This window comes from Glycomyces lechevalierae, from assembly GCF_027622945.1.
Taxonomy (GTDB): Bacteria; Actinomycetota; Actinomycetes; order Mycobacteriales; family Micromonosporaceae; genus Glycomyces; species Glycomyces rutgersensis.
In genome coordinates, this window is record NZ_JAPZVQ010000002.1 from 352,228 (window position 1) to 374,084 (window position 21,857).

The window sequence follows — 21,857 nt, forward strand, 5'->3', positions numbered from 1 at the left end:
CGACTCCTCCCTCCCCCGTTCGTTACGATTCCTCTCATGAGCCCCGGCCCCCAAGGAACTTCGCTCGGCGTCGATTTCGGCACCTCGCACACGATCGCGGTCGTCCGCCGCGCCGACGGGAGCCTGCGCCCGCTCCTGTTCGACGGGGCGCCGCTGATGCCCTCCGCGGTCTGCGCCGACGCCGAGGGCGGCATCCTCGTGGGCCGCGACGCCGTCCACGCGGGCCGCCGCCACCCCGAACGCTTCGAACCCAACCCGAAACGCCTCATCGACCGGCCCTCGACACTGCTCGGCGCGCGCGAGTACCCGATCGCCGACCTCATCGCGGCCGTCCTGGACGCCGTCGCCGCCGAATGCCGCCGCGTCGTCGGCCACCCCGCGCAGGTGACGCTCACCGTGCCCGCCGAATGGGGCCCGGCGCGCCGCCAGGTCATCGAGGACGCCGCCACCCGCGCCGGCCTCGGCCAGGTGCGGCTCGTCCCCGAACCGGTCGCCGCCGCCACCTACTACGCGGAGGCCCTGAAGCACCGCATGGCCGTGGGCGCCTCGATCGTCGTCTACGACCTCGGCGCGGGCACCTTCGACGCGAGCGTCGTGCGCCGCACCGACCACGGCTTCGAGACGGTCGCACTCGACGGCCGGAACGACTTGGGCGGCTTGGACATCGACGCCGCCCTCATCGAGCACCTCGGCGCCACCTACGGCAACCGCGACGGCTGGAAGCGCCTCGTCAATCCGACCACTGTGGAGGAACGGCGGTACTTCCGCGAGTTCCAGGAGGAGGTGCGCGGCGCCAAGGAGCGCCTCTCGCGCCACCAGCAGTCGGACATCGCGATCCCCCTCCTCGACGTCGAGGCCCACCTCACCCGCACCGAGCTCGAGCAGATCGCCCACCCGCACCTCGAGCAGACCATCCGCGTCACCCAGGCCGTCATCCGCGCCGCCGGGCTCGACGTGGCCGCCAGCGCCGGCGTGTTCCTCGTGGGCGGCGCGAGCCGGATGCCGCTGGTGGGCACCATGCTCCACCGCTCGCTCGGCCTGGCGCCGACCGTGCTCGACCAGCCGGAGGTCGTGGTCGCCGAGGGCAGCGTGCTGTGGACGTGGGCCGGGGAGCGTTCGACGACGTTCCCGATCCAGCGGACCCCACAGCAGGGCGGGTTCGCGCCCGCTCCGGTCACGCCGGGGGTCGCCCACCTCGCGCCGCCCAGCCCCCAGACGGCGCCCGCTCCGGTGCCGCAGGCGCCGCAGCAGCTCGCGCCCACCTACCAGCCGGTCTCGCCGCAGGCCGTGCTTTCACCGCAGGAGCCGGCGGCGCTGACCGCGCCGCAACCGGAGTCCCTTGCAGCGCAGTCCGGGCCGGTGCCGAGTCCGGCGCAGTCGAGCGCGCCCCGGGACCTGCCCCCGCAGACACCGCTGACCCCGCCGCTGTCGGTCGAGGGCGGCGACGGCGACGAGCCGCCCCGCACCGATGCGGAACGCCGGCGCGCCAAGAAGGTCGGCCGGCGGGGCATCATCGCGTTCATCCTCGTGGACATCCTCATCATCGCCGGGCTGGTCTGGTACTTCAACCCGGACCGCGACACCTTCGACGACCCGTACGACGGCGGTGGGGACATCGACGACCGGGAGCCCGCCGTCTCCTCGTTCGAGCCCGACTGGTCCACGGCCGCCGCGGGGACGCTCCTGTCGAGCATCGAGGGGACGCACGACGGCGCAGTCGAGTCCGTGGCGTTCCTCGACAGCGACAACGGCCCGCAGTTGTTCTCGAGCGGCGCGGACGGCTCGATCGAGCAGTGGGACCTGCTGACGGGGACGCTGATCGACGAGTACTGGCCCGAGGCGGACATCGGGGACCTGCTGCCCGCCGCCGACGCCGCCGGCGAAGCGATCATGGTCGCGGTCACCGAGGACCACCAGCCGTGGGTGTGGCGGCCCGACACCGCCGACTTCCTGCCCGCCGGAACCCCCGAGATGGTGGACGAGGGCGCGCAGGTGGACTTCGTCCGCATCGCCTACAACGAGGGCGCGCCCGCGCTCGCCCTGCTGAACGGGGACGAGTTCGAGCTGTTCGACCTCGACACGGAGGAATCGATCGCGCGATACCCGGTGCCGGAGGGGTACTACTACCCGCGGTTCTTCACCTACTCCGGGCAGATGGACTCGGAGATCGTCGCGTTCGACGGGAACCGGGAGCTCGACATCGTGAACCCGTTCGGGGGCGAGGCCAACGGCGCGCCGTTCACCGCCGAGGACTGGCAGAGCGAGAGCGTCGAGGCGTTCACCGTCGTCTACTACTGGGGCACGCCGTACGCGATGGCCTACGGCGACGACGGGATGCTGCACTTCTGGGACCTCGAGGGTCAGCAGCCGGCGTGGCAGGTCCCCTATGGCGACGCGACGGCCGAGTTCCATTTCGAGATGGCGGAGACCCCGCAGGGGGCGACGCTGCTGTCGATCGACGCCGACGGCGGCGCGCAGGCCATGAGCGCCGACTCATCGGATACCGTTTACTTCGAATCGCCTGACGGCGTCCCGACCGAATTGGTGCTGGTCAGGATCGACGGGATCGACTACGCGGCGACCGGCGACGACCAAGGCAACATCCGATTCTGGAGTCTGGGGAATTGATCTTCTTCATCATCGCGGCCGCGATCATCGCCGCCGCCACCGCGTACAGCCTGTGGGCGCTCGGCCAGGAGCAGCGGATCGAGACCACGGCGCACCTCGACGCGCGCGCGAACGAGGTGTGGGCGGTCCTCACCGACTTCCCGGCCTACGGCGAGTGGAACCCGTTCATCACCGCGATCGCCGGGGTCCTCGCCGAAGACGACCGGCTCGACGTCACCTTCCAGCAGCCGAACGGCAAGACCACCCGGTTCAAGCCGCGCGTCCTGCGCGTCTCTCCGGCCCGGCAGATCCGCTGGCTCGGCAAGCTCGGCCCGGGCGGGCTGTTCGACGGCGAGCACTACTTCGTGCTCGAACCGCAGGCGGACGGCACGACGGTCCTCACCCACGGCGAGCGGTTCACCGGCGTGCTCGTGCCGCTCATGAAGTCGCTGCTGGCCGACACCGACCAGGCGTTCCGGTCGATGAACGCGGCGCTCGAGGCGCGGCTGAAGACCCTCGACGACTGAGCCTCGAGACTGGGCCTTGACAACCTGAGACGCAGGGGAACGGCGGCCCGCTTGACGCGGACCGCCGTCCAGACTCCCCTTGATCGGAAATACGGGCCCGCGCCGCCATGGAGCGGGCCCGTGTCGTGCGTTAGAGGACGCCCGCGCCCGCGAGCTCGGTGACGCCCGCGACCGAGTCCGCAACACCTTCGGAGGTGGTGTTGCCGACCAGGCCGCCGACGACCGGGAGACCGCCGGTCGCGCCGCTCACGGCGTCGAGACCGGGGACGGCCGGGAGCTGCTCCTCGTTCAGGTCCACGTTGGAGGCCTCGGTGGTCGAGAGCTCCTTGTGGCTCTGGTGGTGGTCGTGCCCGCCGGGGATCTCGGCGTCGGAGCCGCCCTCGCACGAGGCGCTGGCGGAGCCGAGGATCGCGATGGCGTTGCCGCACACGTTGATCGGGGCCTGGATCGGGGCGAACACCTGGTTGCCGTTGCCGAGGCCGACGTTGTCCTGGGTGGTCAGGTCGCCCGCGCCGGAGTAGTCGGCGTCGGCGCCGCCCTCGCAGCCCGCGTCGGACGCACCGCCGAGGGCGATGGCGTTGCCGCAGGCGTTGATCGGGGCCTGGATCGGCGCGAGGAGCTGGTTGCCCGACAGCGCGCCGTAGTTGCCCTGGGTGAGCGTGTCGGACTCGGTCTTGTGGCCGGACTCGGGAGTTCCCGATTCGATGTCGGCGTGCGAGCCGCCGGTGGACCAGCCGTCTGCGACACCGCCGACGGCGGCGGCGATGCCGCTGATGTCGGTGGGGGCCTGAACCGGCGCGTACGCCTGGTTGCCGTTGCCGAGGCCGGTGTTGTTCTGGGTGGTCAGGTCGCCCGCGCCGTCGTAGTCGGCGTCGGCGCCGCCTTCGCAGCCCGCCGAGGCGGTGCCGAGGACGGCCGCGGCCACACCGCAGATGTTGATGGGCGCCTGGATCGGCGCGACCACCTGGTTGCCCGACACCGCTCCGACCTGGTCCTGCGTGGTGACGTCAGGACCGTAGGCCTGGGCGGTGCCGGCACCGGCGACGAGGGCGACCCCCGTCGCGACGAGGCTGGCCTGCGCGGTCTTGCGTGCCCATGAGTTATTCACGAAGTCTCACCTTTCAGGGAAATGGTTCTTGCTGTTCCATCACGTATCCCCCGTGAAGCTCCGTGGTCTCGAAAGCTTGTTCACGTCCGGCGGGCTGGGTCCCGCTGCGGACGAGGTGCTTTGAAACCGGGAGAGTTTTCCTTGCTGGTCTTGCTGTTTCCTTGCTCGGTCGGTGGGGCCGCCCGGGGCCGCCGGCGGTCAGGCCGGACGACCGCTCGCGAGCCGCGGCGGTGCACCGCCGCGGACTCGTCGAGCCGTTCGCGTTCGGGCCCCTGGCGGACCCATCGACCATGGTCCGCGGCGCGCCTGGCGGAAGCGCGCGCCGCGGGGTCGTGCAGCCTTAGAAGGGCAGCGGGACCGGAAGTCCGCCGCCGAGGCCCGAGAGCAGGTCGGTGACCGGGTTGCCCGCGGGGGCCTCAGTGTCGACCTGGTCCTTGACCTTGTCCGCGGTCTTGTCGGTGACGTTGTCGCCCTTGGCCTCCGCGTCGGGACCGGACGGCACCAGGGCGTCCACGCCGGGAACCGCCGTCAGGGCGTTCATCCCGGGGACCTTGTCGGCGACGCCGCCGGTCACGCCGCCGGCGAGGCCGGTCACGGCGTCAGGAGAGACCGGGAGCCCCCCGAGGGCTTCCGGCGTCGCCATCACGAGGTCGCCGGTCGATTCCGGGACCTCGGTGTCGGCGGCCTGGGCCGCCGTTCCGGCGAGCAGCAGAGCCCCCGTGGCGAGTCCTCCGACGAGGCCTGCCGTACGCACAGTGCGCATTTTCATCTGCTTCGTTGCCTTTCTCCGTACCGCACAACAAGGATCGACGGCTGGGGAAGCAGCGCGAATCGACCGCCGTGCGGTGCAAGATCGCTGAATTGTCAGTGGTTGACCAGCGGCTCGAGGCAGCGCGGTCGCCGCGGGGGCGTTCGCTCCTGCCGACTGCGGACCTCAGCCGCGACCTGGCCGGCTGGATCGCCGGCGGGTCGAGGACCGCGCTCGCTGTCCGTTGGGCCGGTGACACTGCGGCCCGGTCGCTTGTGAAGCGGCCACACTGAATAACTGGAGAGGCACGGAAGCGGTTACGCCCAGACGCGAAGAAATTCGAAAACATTGCGGTGTTGCGTCCCGTGAATGCGTAGATGACTCATATGCCCGTCTGGGACGCGAAACGGCCCCTCACCGCAAGGTGAAGGGCCGCAATGAGAAAGCCGCTACCGCACGCGGCGGAGGATCATCGTGTCCGAGTGCCCGGCGTTCCCGTTCTCGTCGCCGCCGCCGCGCTTCTTGCGGATGATCTTGATCGTGCGGGCGATCACGAACCACAGGAACAGCGCCCCGATGACGCCGAGCACGATCTTGCTCAGCAGCCCCGAGTACTCGTCGATCACCGGCTGGATCGTCGGCCCGAACGCGAAGCCCAGCCCCACCCAGATCGCGTTCCAGATCACCGAGCCCACGAGCGTGTAACCCGTGAACTTCCAGAACGGCATCTTCTCGATCCCCGCCGGCACCGAGATCGCACTGCGGACCAGCGGCAGGCACCGCCCCGCCAGCACCGCGATGCCGCCCCACCGGGCGAACACCTTCTCCGAACGCTCGAAGTCCTTCAGCTCCAGCAGCGGGAACTTCTCGAAGATCCACCGCGTCCGCTCCCGCCCGAAGGCGTAGCCGACGTAGTAGAGGATGTACGCGCCCGCCATGGAGCCCATGGCGGCGAACAGCATCACCAGCCAGAAGTTCATCTTGTCGTCGTACGCGAGGTACCCGGCCACGGGCAGGATCAGCTCGGACGGGATCGGCGGGAACACCGACTCGATCGCGAGGGCCAGCCCCACGCCGACCTCACCGAGGTTCTCCATGAGGCCGAGCACCCACTGGATGAAGTCGCCCTGCCCCTCGGCGTTCGGGATCTCACTGGAGGCGGTGGCCATCGCCAGGCCCTGGCTGAGGAAGTTGGTCACGCCGCCAGCGTAACCGGCTCACTTTCCCGCCCGCCTCGGTCGTCTGACCGAGACGCGTCCCATCCCCTGGGCCGTTCGGCGGTCTCCCCGCGGCCAGGTGTCGCGAGGCGTGCGAAGCCGGGCCATACTTAGTGGTAATTCCGCGCTCCTTCGGCCCGCACACCCCGTGACGGCCCGTGCAGCGCCCGCGGATCCGCAGCTTGAGGGGGGCTTCGATGAGTCGCACGGTCGGGCCGTACACCGATGTCACGACCGCGCGCGTCGAAGGCGCCTACGAGCTCTGCGAAGGCCTCGACGAGAACGCCCGGCCCGTGCAGATCCTCACCCTCGGCACCACCTCCTCCAAGGACCCCGCCCGCCGCGGCCTCCTCTCCGACACCGTCGCCTGGGCCTACGCCACCGCCGGGCCCGAGGACGCCCCCATCCTCGTCGCCGATCTCGAGGCCGAGCAGCCCTACGTCGTCGTCCTGCGCGACGCCCGCCTCCGCGGCGCCGACCGCATCATGGACCGCCTCCTCGCCCTCGGCCCCGCCACCGGCCCGCTCCCCGTCGGCCCCGCCGCCGCGGCCCAGCGCGCCGCCCACCAGATGGCCGCCGCCCAGCGCTCCGCCGCCCCCGCCTCCCCCGCCGGCGTCTCCGGGCCGCCTTCACCGCCTCCGATGTCCCCGCCCGTGGTGATGATCGCCCCGCCCAAACGCCGCTCGCAGCTCAAGCCGATCCTCATCGGGATCGGCTCCGTCGTGGTCGTCCTCGCCCTCGTCGTCGGCGTCTGGGTCGTCCTCTCCGACCCCGGCGGCGAGGACGACGGCTCCGCCGAACCGCCGACCACCGCCGCCGTCGACGGCGTCTCCCAGGCCCCCGCCGCCGAACCCACCGAGGCCGAAGGCAGCAAGGTCCCGCAATGGGACGCCGACGCCCCCGCCGAGCGCGTCGGCGGCAGCGCCTACCCCGAGGGCGCCGCCACGGCCACGTTCGCGGCCGTCGACTGGCCCTTCGCGTTCAAGGTCCCCAGCGAGTTCGCGTGCACCGACGACGACGCCACGGCAACCTGCACCGCCGACGACGGCGAATCCGAGATCAGCGTCGGCTGGCTCCCCTGCGAAGGCGAATGCCCGAACGCCGCCCGCAAGATGATGCGCGAAGCCCTGCCCTACCAACCGCTCCAGGAACTGGCCGGCGACGTCGCCTACTCCGAGCGCGACCAGGTCTACGGGCGCTGGCGCGGCTCCCTCAGCATCTTCGTGACCGCCGACGACGGCACCTTCCAGGCCTGGGCCACCGCCGACATCGACGCCGAACGCGAAGAAGAGGGCTGGCACGTCTTCAACGACGTCCTCAGCCAGGTCCTCGCCAAAGCCGCCGAGTAGCTACGCGTCCTCGCGGTCGTCCCAGCGTTGCAGGGCCGCCGCGATGAGCTCCGGCGAGGTCGGCGCGGGCTGCGAGATCGCCCCGCCCAGCGCGTGCTCGGCCAGCACCTCGCCGTACGCCTCGCCCTTGTAGGAGCGCAGCAGGTTCTGCGCGGCCTCGCGCTCGTGCTCGCCCAGGCCGGCGCGGGCCAGCATCGGGTACTCGAACTGCGCGACCTGCGACGCTCCCGTGGGCGCCTGCAGATCGGTGTTCCCGGAGGCCAGGACCTCGGGCGCGGACATGACGGGCGTGCCGTCCCCGCCTTCGACCGTGTGCTCGTCCACCCCGAACATCATGATCCACATGAGACTCGCGGCGTGCTGCCGCGGATCCTGGAGCGCGACGTCGGCCTCGTCGGGGAGCACCCCGTCGGTGCCCTCGCCCGCGGGCAGGGCCATGCCGACGGCCGCACTCGCGGTCGACTCCTGGAGGACGTCCCACCGCTCGGCCAGACCGGCCTCGGGGTTGTTGCGCCACAGCGCGGTCTCGGGGACCCACACGTCGGCGTCGGTCTCGGCGACGGCGCTCCCGGCGACGGCCTCGACGGTGATGTGGGCGCACACGTCCGAGCCGCGGGAGGGCGCCCCGCCGCCGGCGGCGACGAAGTCCTCGAGCGCCGCGGCCATCTCGGGGGCGGCGGCGACATGGAGGTCCACCTCCGTCCCGCAGGACTGGACGTGGGCGATGGCGGCGTTGAGGGTGTAGGCGGTGACCGGGGCGAAGACGGCGAGCAGCGCGAGTCCGCCGAGGAGGCGGCGGCCCTCTTTCGAGAGGCGCCCTCGTCTGCGATGCACACCGGTCATGTGACGAGTGTATGACCTGGCGCAAACCCAGTCGAGTTCGCGTTTTTCAGTTATCGCATGCGGACGGTCCGCTATCGCGCGTCAGTAGCGCACGCGCGCAGCGCTTCTCGGCTCCAGACGCTCGCGGCCGGCCCGTGCCCCCGGCGGTCGGTGCCGGTGGCGGGCCGGCCGTGCGCGTCAGTTCCTTCTTCAGCGTCGCCACCCCGGCTCCCGGCGGCGTCGCTCGATATACCTAACGGCGCCGCGGGCGTCGCTCGGTATTCCTAACGGCGCCGCGGGCGGCGCTTCGGTGGCGTCAGCAGGTCGGCGACGATCCGCATCGTCTCGGGGACGAGGCGGAAGTACGCCCACACGCCGCGCTTGTCGCGCTCGACGACCCCGGCCTCGGCCAGGATGCGCAGGTGGTGGCTGACCGTGGGCTGCGAGAGCCCGAGGGGCTCCGTCAGCTCGGCCACGCACGCCTCCTGCTCGGGAGCGGCCTGGATCAGGCTGATGAGCTGGAGCCGGTTCGGATCGGCGAGTGCTTTGAGGACACCCGCGATGCGCTCGGCGTCGGATTTGGAAAGCGTTTCGCCGCTGACCGGCGAGACGGGCGTCTCGGCCTCGACGGTGACTCGCACCATGATCGTGTTCCTTCCGGATTGGTTCCAGTCGGTACCGGATACGGCCGCACTGCCATTAATCCAGTTCCAACCCTGAATATGCCCCCGCGGTGTGGCCGGGCGGTAACGACGACGCTTCCGGCTCGCAAAGGGTTTCGGTTCCTACGGATCTCGCTCGGGCCGCACCAAGTCCCTGACCGGATCCACCGCCGAGATTACGCCTGCAGTGCCAGCGGATCCACCGTTGACACAAGATCAGTTTGCAGGCCATAGCGACGGTTATTCAGTTAATGTCGCACTACCTGGAGTTATATCTAAATCTACCTATATTTAAGCGGTTGCCGTCTCGTGTTTGAGATCGGCCTCACTCGATTATTTCAGATCGACGTCCCAATATATAGACCATCTTGATTCCGAGCGTAGCGCGAAACCGCGAACGGTGCGGCCCTCTTGCGTTTCAAGACCGTTACATCGGCTTGAGAAAGCACACATCCGAGGGCAAAGCGAAGGGCGGGGCCGATCGGCCCCGCCCCGCATTCGCGTTCGCTCCGGCGCTTCAGGGGCGCGGTCGGGCCGTGGAGGCGCGCTCGATGAGCTCGGTGTCGATCTTGAGCTCGTCGGGATAGTCGGCGTCCTCGACCAGGGCCGCTTCCAGGGCTTTCACGCCCATGTCGTGCAGCGGGAGGGCCACCGTGGTGAGCGAGGGGGTGAGGTCGCGCACGATCGGGATGTCGTCGAAGCCGGCCACCGAGACCTGCTCGGGGATGCTCACGCCGCCTTCGCGCAGGGCCGTGCACAGGCCCGTGGCCTGCACGTCGCTCGTGACGAACACGGCCGTGGGCAGGTTGCCGCCGTCTTGTCGCGCGCCGTCGAGGAGCGCGCGCCCGGCCTGGTAGCCGCCGTCGCGGCTGAACTCGGCCGCCACGTGCGCGATCTCGGCGTCCTCGGGGAGCGCGGAGAGGAAGCCCTCGCGGCGCTCGCGCACGACCTGGAGCTGCTCGGGCCCGGCGACGACGGCGAAGCGGCGGTGGCCCAACTCGGTGAGGAACCGCGCGAGGGCGGCCGCGCCCTCGCGGTTCGCCGGGCGCACCACGCGCCCGGGCAGGCCCGGCTGGCCCACGCTGACCACGGTGGCGCCCAGTTCCAGCAGGTCCGACAGGTGCTCGGCGAGGCGCTGCTCGGCGGCGTCGTCGGTGGTCCGCGAACCGGCCACGATCACCGCGCGCGGGCGGTAGCCGCGCAGCGAGTCGAGGTGCTGCACTTCCGAGTCGGGGTCGATGCCGGTGTCGGCGATGAGGACGCGCACGTTGCGGCGGGCGGCCTCGGCGAGGACGCCGCCGGCGATCTGCCCGAAGTACGGGTCGGTCACGTCGTGCAGGAGCAGGGCCACGGTCTGGGAGGTCGCGCGGGCGAGAACCTGCGCGCCCACGTTGGGGGCGTATCGCAACCGGCGTGCCGCCTCGCGCACCCGCTCACTGAGCTGGTCGCTCACCCGGTGCGGGGAGCCGTTGAGCACGCGAGAGGCGGTGGCCACCGAGACGCCGGCGGCTCGGGCGACATCGGCCAGTCGGGCCGGTTGTTTGCGTTCCATCTCGCTGAGGCTACCCATCTGCGGAAAGCGCTGCTCAAGCGGTCCTGAAACGGCGTTCCCTCCACACTCGCCAGACCACATATGCAACAGCCGCAACGCCGACGCCGGCGGCCGCGACCTTGAGCGGATTCGGCCCGTTCAGGGGCTGGCGCAGGGCCACGGGGCGGCGGAACGTGAGCTGCGGCCAGCCCTCCTCCTGGGCGAGGCGGCGCAGGCCGCGGTCGGGGTTGACGGCGCGCGGGTAGCCGACGGTGCGGAGCATCGGCTCGTCGGTGATCGAGTCGGAGTAGGCGAAGGACGCGTCGAGGTCGACGCCGCGCGCGGACGCGAACTCCTTGACGGCCTCGGCCTTCGCGGGGCCCGCGGCGTAGAAGTCGATCTCGCCGGTGTACCGGCCGTCGTCGCCGATGACCATGCGGGAGGCGATGACGTCGGTGGCGCCGAGCATCCGTCCGATGGGGGCGACCATCTCCTCGCCGGAGGCGCTCACGAGGACGACCGCGCGGCCGGCGGAGCGGTGGGCCTCGATGAGGGCGGCGGCCTCGGCGTAGACGGCGGGCGCGATGAGCTCCTCGAGGGTCTCGTTCACGATCGACCGGACCTCCTCGGCGGGCCAGCCGCGCGAGAGCTCGGCGACGTAGTCGCGGGTGCGCGCCATCTGGACCTCGTCGGCCGAGCCGCCGAGGCGGAAGAGGAGGTGCGAGTAGGCGACCTTCAGGACGTCGCGGCGGGCGAGGAGCCCGCCCTGGTAGAGCGGCCGGGAGAAGGCGAGGGTGCTGGCCTTGGCGATCACCGTCTTGTCGAGGTCGAAGAAGGCCGCGCCTGGGCGCGAGCGGCCTGGTGCCGCGACCGGTTCGAGCGAGAGTGCCGGTGAGCCTTGAAGCGGCTCCGCTGCGTTCATGCCGCAAGTCTAAACAGCCGGACAACCCGGTTTCGAGCACTTGTCGCATGCCGGGAGCGGTGTCGCCGGGGAGGCGCGCACGCCGAGAGCAGCAAGGACCCCGGGGATGGGCCCCCGGTCTGCAACGGTGCCCGAGGGGTACGACATTCCGGGGCGGAAACGGGCGCTTCCGAGGCGGGCCTCACACGAACCGGAAGCAAACGCAAGCCCGGTTCGCGTGCACGCCAACCACATCCGGGCCGCGGTTCGCAGCGCCCCCGAACACAAGGGTGGGCCCGGGGTACGACAATCCGGGGCCGACGCGGGAGCCTCCGAGGCGATCATCACAAGCGGCCGTCGCCGGGGCCGCGCGCGGGGCGTTCCTGTCGGTCGGTGGCCGTAGGCTGGCGCCATGTCGAAGAGCCAGCGAATCGCCTACGCGTGCGGCGCGTGCGGACTCCGGGTCCCCAAGTGGGTCGGGCAGTGCCCCGACTGCGGCGAATGGGGGTCGATGGAGGAGTCCGCCGCCCCGCCCCGCCAGACCGGCGGCGGCGGCATCGCCTCGGCCCTGCCCGCCGCGCGGCGGCCCGCCAAGCCCGCCATGCGCATCGGCACCGTCTCGGCCGCGCAGGCCGCGAGCCTCCCCACCGGCATCGGCGAGTTCGACCGCGTCATGGGCGGCGGCCTCGTCCCCGGCGGCGTCACCCTCATCTCCGGCGAACCCGGCGTCGGCAAGTCCACGCTCCTGCTCGAAGTGGCCCACCGCTTCGGTGAGGCCGGATACGGCAAGGCGCTCGTCGCCACCGGCGAGGAGTCGGCCTCGCAGGTCCGCCGCCGCGCCGACCGCACCGGCTGCCTCTCCGAAGAGCTCTACCTCGCCGCCGAGACCGACCTCGGCGCCGTCCTCGGCCACGTCGAGGACGTCAAGCCCTCGCTGCTCATCCTCGACTCCGTCCAGACCGTCATCGCCCCCGACACCGACGGCGTCCCCGGCGGCGTCACCCAGGTCAAGGCCGTCGCCAGCGCGATCACCGCGGAAGCCAAGTCCCGCAACATGGCCGTGATCCTCGTCGGGCACGTCACGAAGGACGGCGGCATCGCCGGCCCGCGCGCGCTCGAGCACCTGGTCGACACGGTCGTGCACTTCGAGGGCGACCGGCACTCGATGCTGCGGCTGCTGCGCGGCGTGAAGAACCGCTTCGGCCCGGCCGACGAGGTCGGGTGCTTCGAGATGACCGAGGACGGCATCGTCTCCCTCGCCGACCCTTCGGGCCTGTTCCTGGACGACGCGCCGACCGAGCCGACCCCGGGCACGTGCGTGACCGTGACGATGGAGGGCCGCCGGGCGGTGCCGGTGGAAGTGCAGGCGCTGCTGGGGAAGTCGGTGAAGGACGGCGCGATCCCGCGGCACACGGTGTCGGGGCTCGACCAGGCCCGGCTGAACATGGTGCTGGCGGTGCTCACGCGCCGCGGCGGGATGCGGCTGCTCGACCGGGAGGTGTACGCGACGACGATCGGCGGCATCCGGGTGCGCGAGCCGGCGTCTGATCTGGCGCTGGCGTTGGCGCTGGTGAGCGCGGATCAGGAGATCGCGGTGAGCGCGGACCTGGTGGCGATCGGCGAGGTGAGCCTGACCGGGCAGGTGCGGCGGACGGTGAACGCGGACAGGCGCATCGGCGAGGCGGCGCGCCTCGGGTTCAAGACGGCGATCGTCCCGAAGGGCTCGGTCGCCGAGCGGCACCGGGGCATCGAGGTCGTGGAGGTCGAGACGATCATCGACGCGAAGCAGGCGGCGGCCCGGACGTGGGCTCGCCGAGGCTGAGCGCGGGGGCCGACAGCGACTGCTCCTTCGGTGAGAGGGAAAGGCGCGGTTCGGAAGCGCGGCGGGGTGAGCTTCGCCTCTGCTCGGTCGTTGCGGGCGGAAATGTCGTACCCCCGGGCCACCCTTGTTACCGGGGGCCCGCAAGTCAAGGTTCGGTGGGTTTCCGGGGTGCTCGCAAGTAGGTTGCCCGGTCGGGTCGCCGCGCCTACGGTGGCGTTGTGAATGCTTCTTCTGATCCCGATGCGGCCGTGGCCGATCTGCACACCGAGCGGTTGGTCCTGCGCGCTTGGACGACCGCCGAGGCCGCCACGGTGACCGAGGGCGGCCGCCTCGCCGACTGGGCCGAGGGCTTCCCCGCCGAGGGCGACCTGGTGATCGCGCCGCTGATCGCCGCCGAGCCGTTGTGGTTGGGGCCGTTCGGGCACCGGCTGATCGTGGAGCGCGAGAGCGGTCTCGTGGTCGGTTCGCTCGGGCTGTTCTGGCCGCCGTCGGACGGCGCGGTCGAGCTCGGGTACGGCGTGGCGCCCTCGCGTCGCGGCCGCGGATACGCGCCGGAAGCGGTGCGGGCCTTGACGGCCCACGCCTACACGGCACCCGAGGTGAAGGCCGTGTTCGCGCATGTCGAGCCGTCGAACCCGGCTTCGGTGCGGGTGCTCGAGAAGGCCGGTTTCACACCGGCCGGTCCGGGCGCCGAGGAGGGCACGCTCCGGTACGACGCCCCGCCGCCGAGCGCCTGACCCCGCGCGCGGTCCCGCGCAGAACACCTGAGAGGAGCAGGCGCACAGTCCCACCGGCCTCTGCGCCGTTCGTGCCGTCCGTCATCGATAGTCCTGGCGAGTCCGCCATCAGCGGCTGAAATGCCTCGCGCCGTTGGCGATCGAACGCCAGGGCCCGCTCGCGGACGCGACCGGGGCCCTGAGTGACAGCGCGCCGTGGGCCGCGCCCGCGGGGGGGGGGGGCGGGCGGGGGGGGGGGGGCGCGCGGCGGGGCGCGGGCGCCGGCCCCCCCCCCCCCCGCCCCCGCCCCGCCCCCCCCCCCCGCCCCCCGGGGGGGGGGGGGGGGGCGGTCCCCCCCCCCCGCCCCACCGGTTTCTTGCATGCCGTCGGGAATCGGCAGGTTATCGCTAGAAGGAACCCAGGTCGTACGAGTCCTCGAGGCTGACCGCCGGGCCGCCGCCGTAGGCGAAGGCCGACGCGGTCGTGTCCTCGTAGCCGCCGAGGGAGTAGACCGCGGCCTTGGCTTCCTCGGTGGGCTCGACCGACACGTTCCGGTACTTGGCGATGCCGGTACCGGCCGGGATCAGCTTGCCCAGGATCACGTTCTCCTTCAGGCCGACCAGCGAGTCGGACTTGCCGGAGATCGCGGCCTCGGTGAGCACGCGGGTGGTCTCCTGGAACGAGGCCGCGGACAGCCACGACTCCGTCGCCAGCGAGGCCTTCGTGATGCCCATGAGCTGCGGGCGGCCGGAGGCCGGCTCGCCGCCGTCGGCGAGGACCTTGCGGTTCTGCTCCTCGAACTCGAGGCGGTCGACCAGGGAGCCCGGCAGGAACTCCAAGGTGCCCGAGTCGATGATCGTGACCCGCTTGAGCATCTGGCGCACGATGATCTCGATGTGCTTGTCGTGGATCATCACGCCCTGCGAGCGGTACACGTCCTGGACCTGCTCCACCAGGTGGCGCTGGACCTTCCGCGGACCGAGCACGCGCAGCAGCTCGTGCGGGTCGATGGTGCCCTCGACGAGCTTCTCGCCGACCTCGACGCGCTCGCCGTCGCCCACGCGCAGGCGCAGACGGCGCGGCACCTTGTCGACCACGATCTCCTCGGAGCCGTCGTCCGGGGTGATGATGATCTTCCGGCTCTTCTCGGCGTCCTCGATGCGCACGGTGCCGCTCGCTTCCGCGATCGGCGCCTTGCCCTTCGGGACACGCGCCTCGAAGACCTCCTGGACACGCGGCAAACCCTGCGTGATGTCCTGCGAGGTCGCCGCGCCACCGGTGTGGAAGGTACGCATCGTGAGCTGGGTGCCCGGCTCACCGATCGACTGGGCCGCGATGATGCCCACGGCCTCGCCGAGGTCCACCTTCTCGCCCGTCGGCATCGAACGGCCGTAGCAGGCCGCGCAGACGCCCTGGCGGGACTCGCAGGTGAGGACCGAGCGGACCTTCACGACGCTGACGCCGTTGGCGACCAGCGTCGCGATGTGGTCCGAGTTCAGCGGCGTGTTGCGCTCGAGGAGCACCTTGCCGTCGACCTCGACGTCCTCGGCGAGGTTGCGCGCGTCGATCGACGAGTCGACGATGTCGGACTCGATGAAACGCCCGTCGACCTCGACGGCGACCTGGAACTCCAGGGCGCGGTCGGTGCCGCAGTCGTCCTCGCGGATGATGACGTCCTGCGAGACGTCCACCAGACGACGGGTCAGGTAACCCGAGTCGGCGGTACGCAGCGCGGTGTCGGCCAGACCCTTGCGCGAACCGTGGGTGGAGATGAAGTACTCCAGCACCGTCAGGCCCTCGCGCAGCGAGGACTTGATCGGACGCGGGATGATCTCGCCCTTCGGGTTCGCCACCAGGCCGCGCATGCCGGCGATCTGGCGGAGCTGCAGCATGTTGCCGCGCGCGCCCGAGTTGATCATCTGCCACAGCGGGTTCTCCGGCTGCAGCGTCTCGTTCAGGTCCTCCAGCACCTCGGCCGTGGCCTTGGTCCAGATCTCCGTCAGCTCGCCGCGGCGCTCCTCCGCGGTCATGAGACCGCGGACGTACTGCTTGTCGATCTTGGCGGAGTCCGCCTCGTACTTCTCCAGGATCTCGGCCTTGTGGGCCGGCTCCACGACGTCCTCGATGCCGATGGTCACACCGGACCAGCCGGCCCAGCGGAAGCCCGCGGACTTCAGCGCGTCCAGGCAGGCGCCCAGCTGCACCTTCGAGTAGTGCTCGGACAGGTCGTGGATGATCTCCGAGAGCTGGCCCTTGCGGACCTCGTAGTTCACGAACTCGAAGTCCGGCGGCAGGCACTCGTTGAAGAACACGCGGCCCAGCGTCGTCTCGACCAGCAGCGGCTCGCCCGGGGTCCAGCCCTCAGGGGCCGTCCACGGCTCGGCGTTGCCGTTGTTGATGGTCTCGATGCCGTCCAGACGGATCCGGATGGGCGCCTGGAGGTCCAGCTCGCCGCGGTCCTTCGCCATCTGCGCCTCGCCGACGTCCGAGAACGCCCGGCCTTCGCCGACGCGGCCTTCGGAAAGGTGCGTCAGGTAGTACAGGCCGATGATCTGGTCCTGCGTGGGCAGGGCCACCGGCTTGCCGTCCGAGGGCTTGAGGATGTTGTTCGACGCCAGCATCAGGATGCGGGCCTCGGCCTGGGCCTCGGCGCTCAGCGGCACGTGCACGGCCATCTGGTCGCCGTCGAAGTCGGCGTTGAAGGCGGTGCACACCAGCGGGTGGAGCTGGATGGCCTTGCCCTCGACCAGCTGCGGCTCGAAGGCCTGGATGCCGAGACGGTGCAGCGTGGGCGCACGGTTCAGCAGGACCGGGTGCTCGGAGATGACCTCTTCGAGCACGTCCCACACGACCGGACGCGCGCGCTCGACCATGCGCTTGGCCGACTTGATGTTCTGCGCGTGGTTCAGGTCCACGAGGCGCTTCATCACGAACGGCTTGAACAGCTCCAGCGCCATCTGCTTCGGCAGACCGCACTGGTGCAGCTTCAGGCGCGGGCCGACCACGATGACCGAACGGCCCGAGTAGTCGACGCGCTTGCCGAGCAGGTTCTGACGGAACCGGCCCTGCTTGCCCTTGAGCATGTCGGACAGCGACTTGAGCGGACGGTTGCCGGGGCCCGTCACCGGGCGGCCGCGGCGGCCGTTGTCGAACAGCGCGTCCACCGACTCCTGCAGCATCCGCTTCTCGTTCGCCACGATGATCTCGGGCGCACCGAGGTCCATCAGGCGCTTCAGGCGGTTGTTGCGGTTGATCACGCGGCGGTACAGGTCGTTCAGGTCCGAGGTCGCGAAGCGGCCGCCGTCGAGCTGCACCATCGGGCGCAGCTCCGGCGGGATCACCGGCACGCAGTCGAGGACCATGCCCAGCGGCGAGTTGCCCGTGGCCTGGAACGCGGCCACGACCTTCAGGCGCTTGAGCGCACGCAGCTTCTTCTGGCCCTTGCCGGTCGCGATAGTCTCGCGCAGGCTGATCGCCTCGGCGTCCAGGTCCAGGTTCTCCAGCAGGTTCTTGATGGACTCCGCGCCCATGCCGCCGGTGAAGTACTCGCCGAAGCGCTGCTGCAGCTCGCGGTAGAGCATCTCGTCACCGATGAGCTGGCGCACCTCGAGCTTGCGGAACGTGTCCATGACCTCGTCGAGACGGTCGATCTCACGCTGCGCCTTGTCGCGGATCTGGCGCATCTCGCGCTCGCCGCCGTCCTTGACCTTGCGGCGGACGTCGGCGCGGGCGCCTTCGGCCTCCAGCTCGGCCAGGTCGCCCTCGAGCTTCGAGGCGCGCTCCTCGATCGCGGCGTCGCGCTGCTGCTCCAAGTGGCGCTTCTCGGCGACGATCTCGTTCTCCAGGGTCGGGACGTCCCGCTGGCGGGCCTCCTCGTCGACCGCGGTGATCACGTACGCCGCGAAGTAGATGACCTTCTCCAGGTCCTTCGGCGCCAGGTCCAGCAGGTAGCCCAAGCGCGAGGGAACGCCCTTGAAGTACCAGATGTGGGTCACGGGAGCGGCGAGCTCGATGTGGCCCATGCGCTCACGGCGGACCTTCGAACGGGTCACCTCGACGCCGCAGCGCTCACAGATGATGCCCTTGAAGCGGATCCGCTTGTACTTGCCGCAGTAGCACTCCCAGTCCCGGGTCGGACCGAAGATCTTCTCGCAGAAAAGACCGTCCTTCTCAGGCTTCAGCGTGCGGTAGTTGATGGTCTCGGGCTTCTTCACCTCGCCGTGCGACCACTGCCGAATGTCCTCGGCGGTGGCGAGGCCGATCTTCAACTTGTCGAAGAAGTTGACGTCGAGCACTGAACTCTTCCCCTTGATGGTTCTTAAGGATTGGATGAGACGTTGGCGAGGGCGGGCGGAAGCGCTGCGGATCCATGACTCGCAAGCTTCATCGCGGCCCGCCCTCACTCGACGTCAGGCGCTCTCGAAGTCCACGCTCGAGGGCTCTTCGTGGGACAGGTCGATCCCCAGCTCCTCGGCCGCGCGGAAGACCTCGTCATCGCTCTCCGTCATCTGGATGGCCTGCCCGTCGGCGGACAGCACCTCCACGTTGAGACAGAGCGACTGGAGCTCCTTGAGCAGCACCTTGAACGATTCCGGAATGCCCGGTTCGGGCACGTTCTCGCCCTTGACGATGGCCTCGTAGACCTTCACGCGGCCAACCACGTCGTCGGACTTGATCGTCAGCAGCTCCTGCAGCGCGTAAGCGGCGCCGTAGGCCTGCATGGCCCAGCACTCCATCTCACCGAAGCGCTGGCCGCCGAACTGGGCCTTACCGCCGAGCGGCTGCTGGGTGATCATCGAGTACGGACCGGTCGAACGAGCGTGGATCTTGTCGTCGACCATGTGGTTCAGCTTCAGGATGTACATGTAGCCGACCGAGATCGGGTCCGGGAACGGCTCGCCGGAGCGGCCGTCGAACAGCTGCGCCTTGCCCGTCGGGGCGACCATGCGCTGGCCGTCGCGGTTGGGCAGCGTGTTCGCCAGGACGCCCGTGACCTCCTCGGGGTGCGCACCGTCGAACACGGGCGTACCGACCTTGGAGTTCGCCGGGGCCTCGTCGGCGCCGATGGCCTTGAGGGCCTGCTGCCAGGCCTCGTCGAAGCCCTCGAGCTTCCAGCCCGTCTTCGCCGCCCAGCCCAAGTGGACCTCGAGCACCTGGCCGATGTTCATACGGCCCGGCACACCCAGCGGGTTGAGCAGGATGTCGATCGGCGTGCCGTCCGGCAGGAACGGCATGTCCTCCTGCGGCACCACCTTGGAGATGACGCCCTTGTTGCCGTGGCGGCCGGCGAGCTTGTCGCCGACGCCGATCTTGCGCTTCTGGGCGATGTAGACGCGGACCATCTCGTTGACGCCCGGGGACAGCTCGTCGCCGTCCTCGCGCGAGAAGGTGCGCACGCCGATGACCGTGCCGGCCTCGCCGTGCGGGACCTTCAGGGACGTGTCGCGGACCTCGCGGGCCTTCTCGCCAAAGATCGCGCGGAGCAGGCGCTCCTCCGGGGTCAGCTCGGTCTCGCCCTTGGGCGTGACCTTGCCGACGAGGATGTCGCCGTCCTCGACCTCGGCGCCGATGCGGATGATGCCGCGGTCGTCCAGGTCGGAGAGCATTTCCTCACCGACGTTGGGGATGTCGCGGGTGATCTCCTCCGGGCCGAGCTTGGTGTCGCGGGCGTCGACCTCGTGCTCGTCGATGTGGATCGAGGTGAGCACGTCCTCTTCGACCAGGCGCGAGGAGAGCACGATGGCGTCCTCGAAGTTCTGGCCCTCCCAGGTGGTGAACGCGACGAGCAGGTTCTTGCCCAGCGCCATCTCGCCCTTGTCCGTGGACGGACCGTCGGCGATCGGCTGGCCGGCCTCGACGCGCTCGCCCTCGGTCACGAGCGGCACCTGGTTGATGCACGAGCCCGCGTTCGAACGGCGGAACTTGTGCAGCAGGTAGGTGCGGCGCATGCCGTTGTCCTGCGCGATGGTGATGTAGTCGGCGCTGGAGTCCTCGACGATGCCGTCGGACTCGGCGACGACGACGTCGCCGGCGTCGACCGCGGCGCGGTACTCCATGCCGGTGCCCACCAGCGGCGAGTCCGTCTTGATGAGCGGCACGGCCTGGCGCTGCATGTTCGCGCCCATGAGGGCGCGGTTGGCGTCGTCGTGCTCGAGGAACGGCACCAGCGCGGTCGCGACCGAGGTCATCTGGCGCGGCGAGACGTCCATGAAGTCGATCTCGTCGGCGGTCAGGAGCTCGGCCTCGCCGCCGCGGCCGCGGGCCAGGACCTGCGCGTCGACGAACGAGCCGTCTTCGTTCAGGAGCTGGTTCGCCTGCGCGATGGTGAAGCGGTCCTCTTCGTCGGCCGTCAGGTACTGGACGTCGTCGGTGACCTTGCCGTCGACGACCTTCCGGTACGGCGTCTCGATGAAGCCGAACGGGTTGACGCGCGCGAAGGTCGACATCGCGCCGATGAGGCCGATGTTCGGGCCTTCAGGCGTCTCGATCGGGCACATGCGGCCGTAGTGCGACGGGTGCACGTCGCGCACGTCCATGGCGGCGCGGTCGCGCGAGAGACCGCCCGGGCCGAGCGCCGAGAGGCGGCGGCGGTGGGTCAGACCCGTGATCGGGTTGACCTGGTCCATGAACTGCGACAGCTGCGAAGTACCGAAGAACTCCTTGATCGCCGCCACGACGGGACGGATGTTGATCAGGGTCTGCGGCGTGATCGCCTCGACGTCCTGGGTCGTCATGCGCTCGCGCACGACGCGCTCCATGCGCGAGAGGCCCACCCGGATCTGGTTCTGGATGAGCTCGCCCACGGTGCGCAGGCGGCGGTTGCCGAAGTGGTCGATGTCGTCGGGGCCGTAACCCGGCTCGGCCGAGTGCAGGCGCAGCATGAACTCGATGGTCGCGGCCAGGTCGTCCTCGGTGAGCACGCCGGTCGAGATCGGCGAGTCGAGGCCGAACTTCTTGTTGACCTTGTAGCGGCCGACCTTCGCGAGGTCGTAGCGCTTCTTGTTGAAGAACAGGTTCTCCAGCAGCGACTGCGCGTTGTCCTTCGTCGGCGGCTCGCCCGGACGGAGCTTGCGGTAGATGTCGAGCAGCGCCTCGTCCTGCGAGTTGATGGTGTCCTTTTCCAAGGTCGTCATCATGAGCTCGGACCAGCCGAAGCGCTCGCGGATGCGGTCGTTGTCCCAGCCGATGGCCTTCAGCAGCACGGTGACGGCCTGGCGGCGCTTGCGGTCCACGCGCACGCCGACGGTCTCGCGCTTGTCGATGTCGAACTCGAGCCACGCGCCGCGGCCCGGGATCACCTTGGCGCTGGTGAGGTCGCGGTCGGAGGTCTTGTCGGGCTGCTTGTCGAAGTACACGCCCGGCGAACGGACGAGCTGCGAGACGACCACGCGCTCGGTGCCGTTGATGATGAAGGTGCCCTTCGGAGTCATCATGGGGAAGTCGCCCATGAAGACCGTCTGGCTCTTGATCTCACCGGTGGTGTGGTTGATGAACTCCGCCGTGACGAACAGCGGGGCGCAGTAGGTGAGGTCCTTCTCGCGGCACTCCTCGATGGGGGCCTTGACCTCGTCGAAGCGAGGATTGGAGAAGGACAGGCTCATGGTGCCCGAGAAGTCCTCGATCGGGCTGATCTCCTCGAGGATCTCGTCGAGGCCGCTCACCGCGTCCTCGCCCACGCGGGCGCGGTAGGCCTCGTTGCCGACGAGCCAGTCGAACGAGTCGGTCTGGAGCGCCAGAAGGTTCGGGACTTCGAGTTTCTCTTCGATCCTGCCGAACGAGATACGGCGAGGTGCGTGCTTGCTCTTGCTGGAGCTGGTCTTGCCAGTGCGGGAAGCTGCCAAGATTCG

14 protein-coding genes are annotated in these 21,857 nt (G+C 70.2%); 5 read left to right on the forward strand and 9 right to left on the reverse strand.

What is annotated here, in order from left to right:
* Window positions 1-36: 36 nt before the first annotated feature.
* Entirely contained in the window at window positions 37-2,628 is a 2,592-nt protein-coding gene (locus O2L01_RS05330) for an Hsp70 family protein (protein ID WP_270120844.1), read from the forward strand.
* Window positions 2,625-3,134: an SRPBCC domain-containing protein gene (locus O2L01_RS05335; protein WP_270120845.1), complete on the forward strand. Its 510-nt coding sequence runs from the start codon at window positions 2,625-2,627 to the stop codon at window positions 3,132-3,134. The genes O2L01_RS05330 and O2L01_RS05335 overlap by 4 nt, the downstream gene beginning before the upstream one ends.
* A gap of 130 nt (window positions 3,135-3,264) precedes the next feature.
* Here O2L01_RS05335 and O2L01_RS05340 read toward each other — a convergent pair whose 3' ends face one another.
* From O2L01_RS05340 to O2L01_RS05350, 3 genes are all read right to left on the reverse strand, one after another.
* The gene (locus O2L01_RS05340) at window positions 3,265-4,242 is read right to left on the reverse strand and encodes a chaplin family protein (protein WP_270120846.1); all 978 of its coding nucleotides are present in this window, start codon (window positions 4,240-4,242) and stop codon (window positions 3,265-3,267) included.
* A gap of 340 nt (window positions 4,243-4,582) precedes the next feature.
* Window positions 4,583-5,005 (reverse strand): hypothetical protein, encoded by a 423-nt coding sequence (locus O2L01_RS05345; protein ID WP_270120847.1) that lies wholly within the window; start codon window positions 5,003-5,005, stop codon window positions 4,583-4,585.
* A gap of 434 nt (window positions 5,006-5,439) precedes the next feature.
* Window positions 5,440-6,189 (reverse strand): DedA family protein, encoded by a 750-nt coding sequence (locus tag O2L01_RS05350; protein WP_270120848.1) that lies wholly within the window; start codon window positions 6,187-6,189, stop codon window positions 5,440-5,442.
* 215 nt (window positions 6,190-6,404) lie between these two features.
* Here O2L01_RS05350 and O2L01_RS05355 point away from each other — a divergent pair, with 215 nt between their 5' ends.
* Entirely contained in the window at window positions 6,405-7,556 is a 1,152-nt protein-coding gene (locus O2L01_RS05355; RefSeq protein ID WP_270120849.1) for a hypothetical protein, read from the forward strand.
* Here O2L01_RS05355 and O2L01_RS05360 read toward each other — a convergent pair whose 3' ends face one another.
* From O2L01_RS05360 to O2L01_RS05375, 4 genes are all read right to left on the reverse strand, one after another.
* The gene (locus O2L01_RS05360) at window positions 7,557-8,399 is read right to left on the reverse strand and encodes a hypothetical protein (protein ID WP_270120851.1); all 843 of its coding nucleotides are present in this window, start codon (window positions 8,397-8,399) and stop codon (window positions 7,557-7,559) included.
* Window positions 8,400-8,662: 263 nt separating this feature from the next.
* Complete coding sequence (locus O2L01_RS05365; RefSeq protein WP_208497819.1) at window positions 8,663-9,022, reverse strand: ArsR/SmtB family transcription factor; 360 nt, start codon at window positions 9,020-9,022, stop codon at window positions 8,663-8,665.
* Between the two features lie 535 nt (window positions 9,023-9,557).
* Complete coding sequence (locus O2L01_RS05370; RefSeq protein ID WP_270120852.1) at window positions 9,558-10,592, reverse strand: LacI family DNA-binding transcriptional regulator; 1,035 nt, start codon at window positions 10,590-10,592, stop codon at window positions 9,558-9,560.
* Between the two features lie 34 nt (window positions 10,593-10,626).
* On the reverse strand, window positions 10,627-11,493 hold the full coding sequence (locus tag O2L01_RS05375) for an HAD family hydrolase (protein ID WP_270120853.1): 867 nt from the start codon (window positions 11,491-11,493) through the stop codon (window positions 10,627-10,629).
* 391 nt (window positions 11,494-11,884) lie between these two features.
* On the opposite strand from O2L01_RS05375, the gene radA reads away from it, so the two are divergent.
* Both radA and O2L01_RS05385 read left to right on the forward strand, forming a co-directional pair.
* The gene (radA, locus tag O2L01_RS05380) at window positions 11,885-13,294 is read left to right on the forward strand and encodes a DNA repair protein RadA (RefSeq protein ID WP_270120854.1); all 1,410 of its coding nucleotides are present in this window, start codon (window positions 11,885-11,887) and stop codon (window positions 13,292-13,294) included.
* A 218-nt stretch (window positions 13,295-13,512) separates the two neighbouring features.
* Window positions 13,513-14,031: a GNAT family N-acetyltransferase gene (locus tag O2L01_RS05385; protein WP_270120855.1), complete on the forward strand. Its 519-nt coding sequence runs from the start codon at window positions 13,513-13,515 to the stop codon at window positions 14,029-14,031.
* A 386-nt stretch (window positions 14,032-14,417) separates the two neighbouring features.
* Here O2L01_RS05385 and O2L01_RS05390 read toward each other — a convergent pair whose 3' ends face one another.
* Together O2L01_RS05390 and rpoB are read right to left on the reverse strand one after the other, a co-directional pair.
* A complete protein-coding gene (locus O2L01_RS05390; RefSeq protein WP_270120856.1) occupies window positions 14,418-18,305 on the reverse strand; it encodes a DNA-directed RNA polymerase subunit beta' in 3,888 nt (1,295 codons plus the stop codon).
* Between the two features lie 114 nt (window positions 18,306-18,419).
* On the reverse strand, window positions 18,420-21,851 hold the full coding sequence (gene rpoB, locus O2L01_RS05395) for a DNA-directed RNA polymerase subunit beta (protein WP_270120857.1): 3,432 nt from the start codon (window positions 21,849-21,851) through the stop codon (window positions 18,420-18,422).
* Between the last annotated feature and the right edge of the window lie 6 nt (window positions 21,852-21,857).

Bases quoted from the DNA above. Each gene is read 5' to 3' on its own strand.
- O2L01_RS05330 (WP_270120844.1), top strand. From the start codon at position 37: ATGAGCCCCGGCCCCCAAGGAACTTCGCTCGGCGTCGATTTCGGCACC.
- O2L01_RS05365 (WP_208497819.1), bottom strand. From the start codon at position 9,022: ATGGTGCGAGTCACCGTCGAGGCCGAGACGCCCGTCTCGCCGGTCAGC.
- radA (WP_270120854.1), top strand. From the start codon at position 11,885: ATGTCGAAGAGCCAGCGAATCGCCTACGCGTGCGGCGCGTGCGGACTC.
- O2L01_RS05345 (WP_270120847.1), bottom strand. From the start codon at position 5,005: ATGCGCACTGTGCGTACGGCAGGCCTCGTCGGAGGACTCGCCACGGGG.
- O2L01_RS05355 (WP_270120849.1), top strand. From the start codon at position 6,405: ATGAGTCGCACGGTCGGGCCGTACACCGATGTCACGACCGCGCGCGTC.
- O2L01_RS05370 (WP_270120852.1), bottom strand. From the start codon at position 10,592: ATGGAACGCAAACAACCGGCCCGACTGGCCGATGTCGCCCGAGCCGCC.
- O2L01_RS05375 (WP_270120853.1), bottom strand. From the start codon at position 11,493: ATGAACGCAGCGGAGCCGCTTCAAGGCTCACCGGCACTCTCGCTCGAA.
- O2L01_RS05360 (WP_270120851.1), bottom strand. From the start codon at position 8,399: ATGACCGGTGTGCATCGCAGACGAGGGCGCCTCTCGAAAGAGGGCCGC.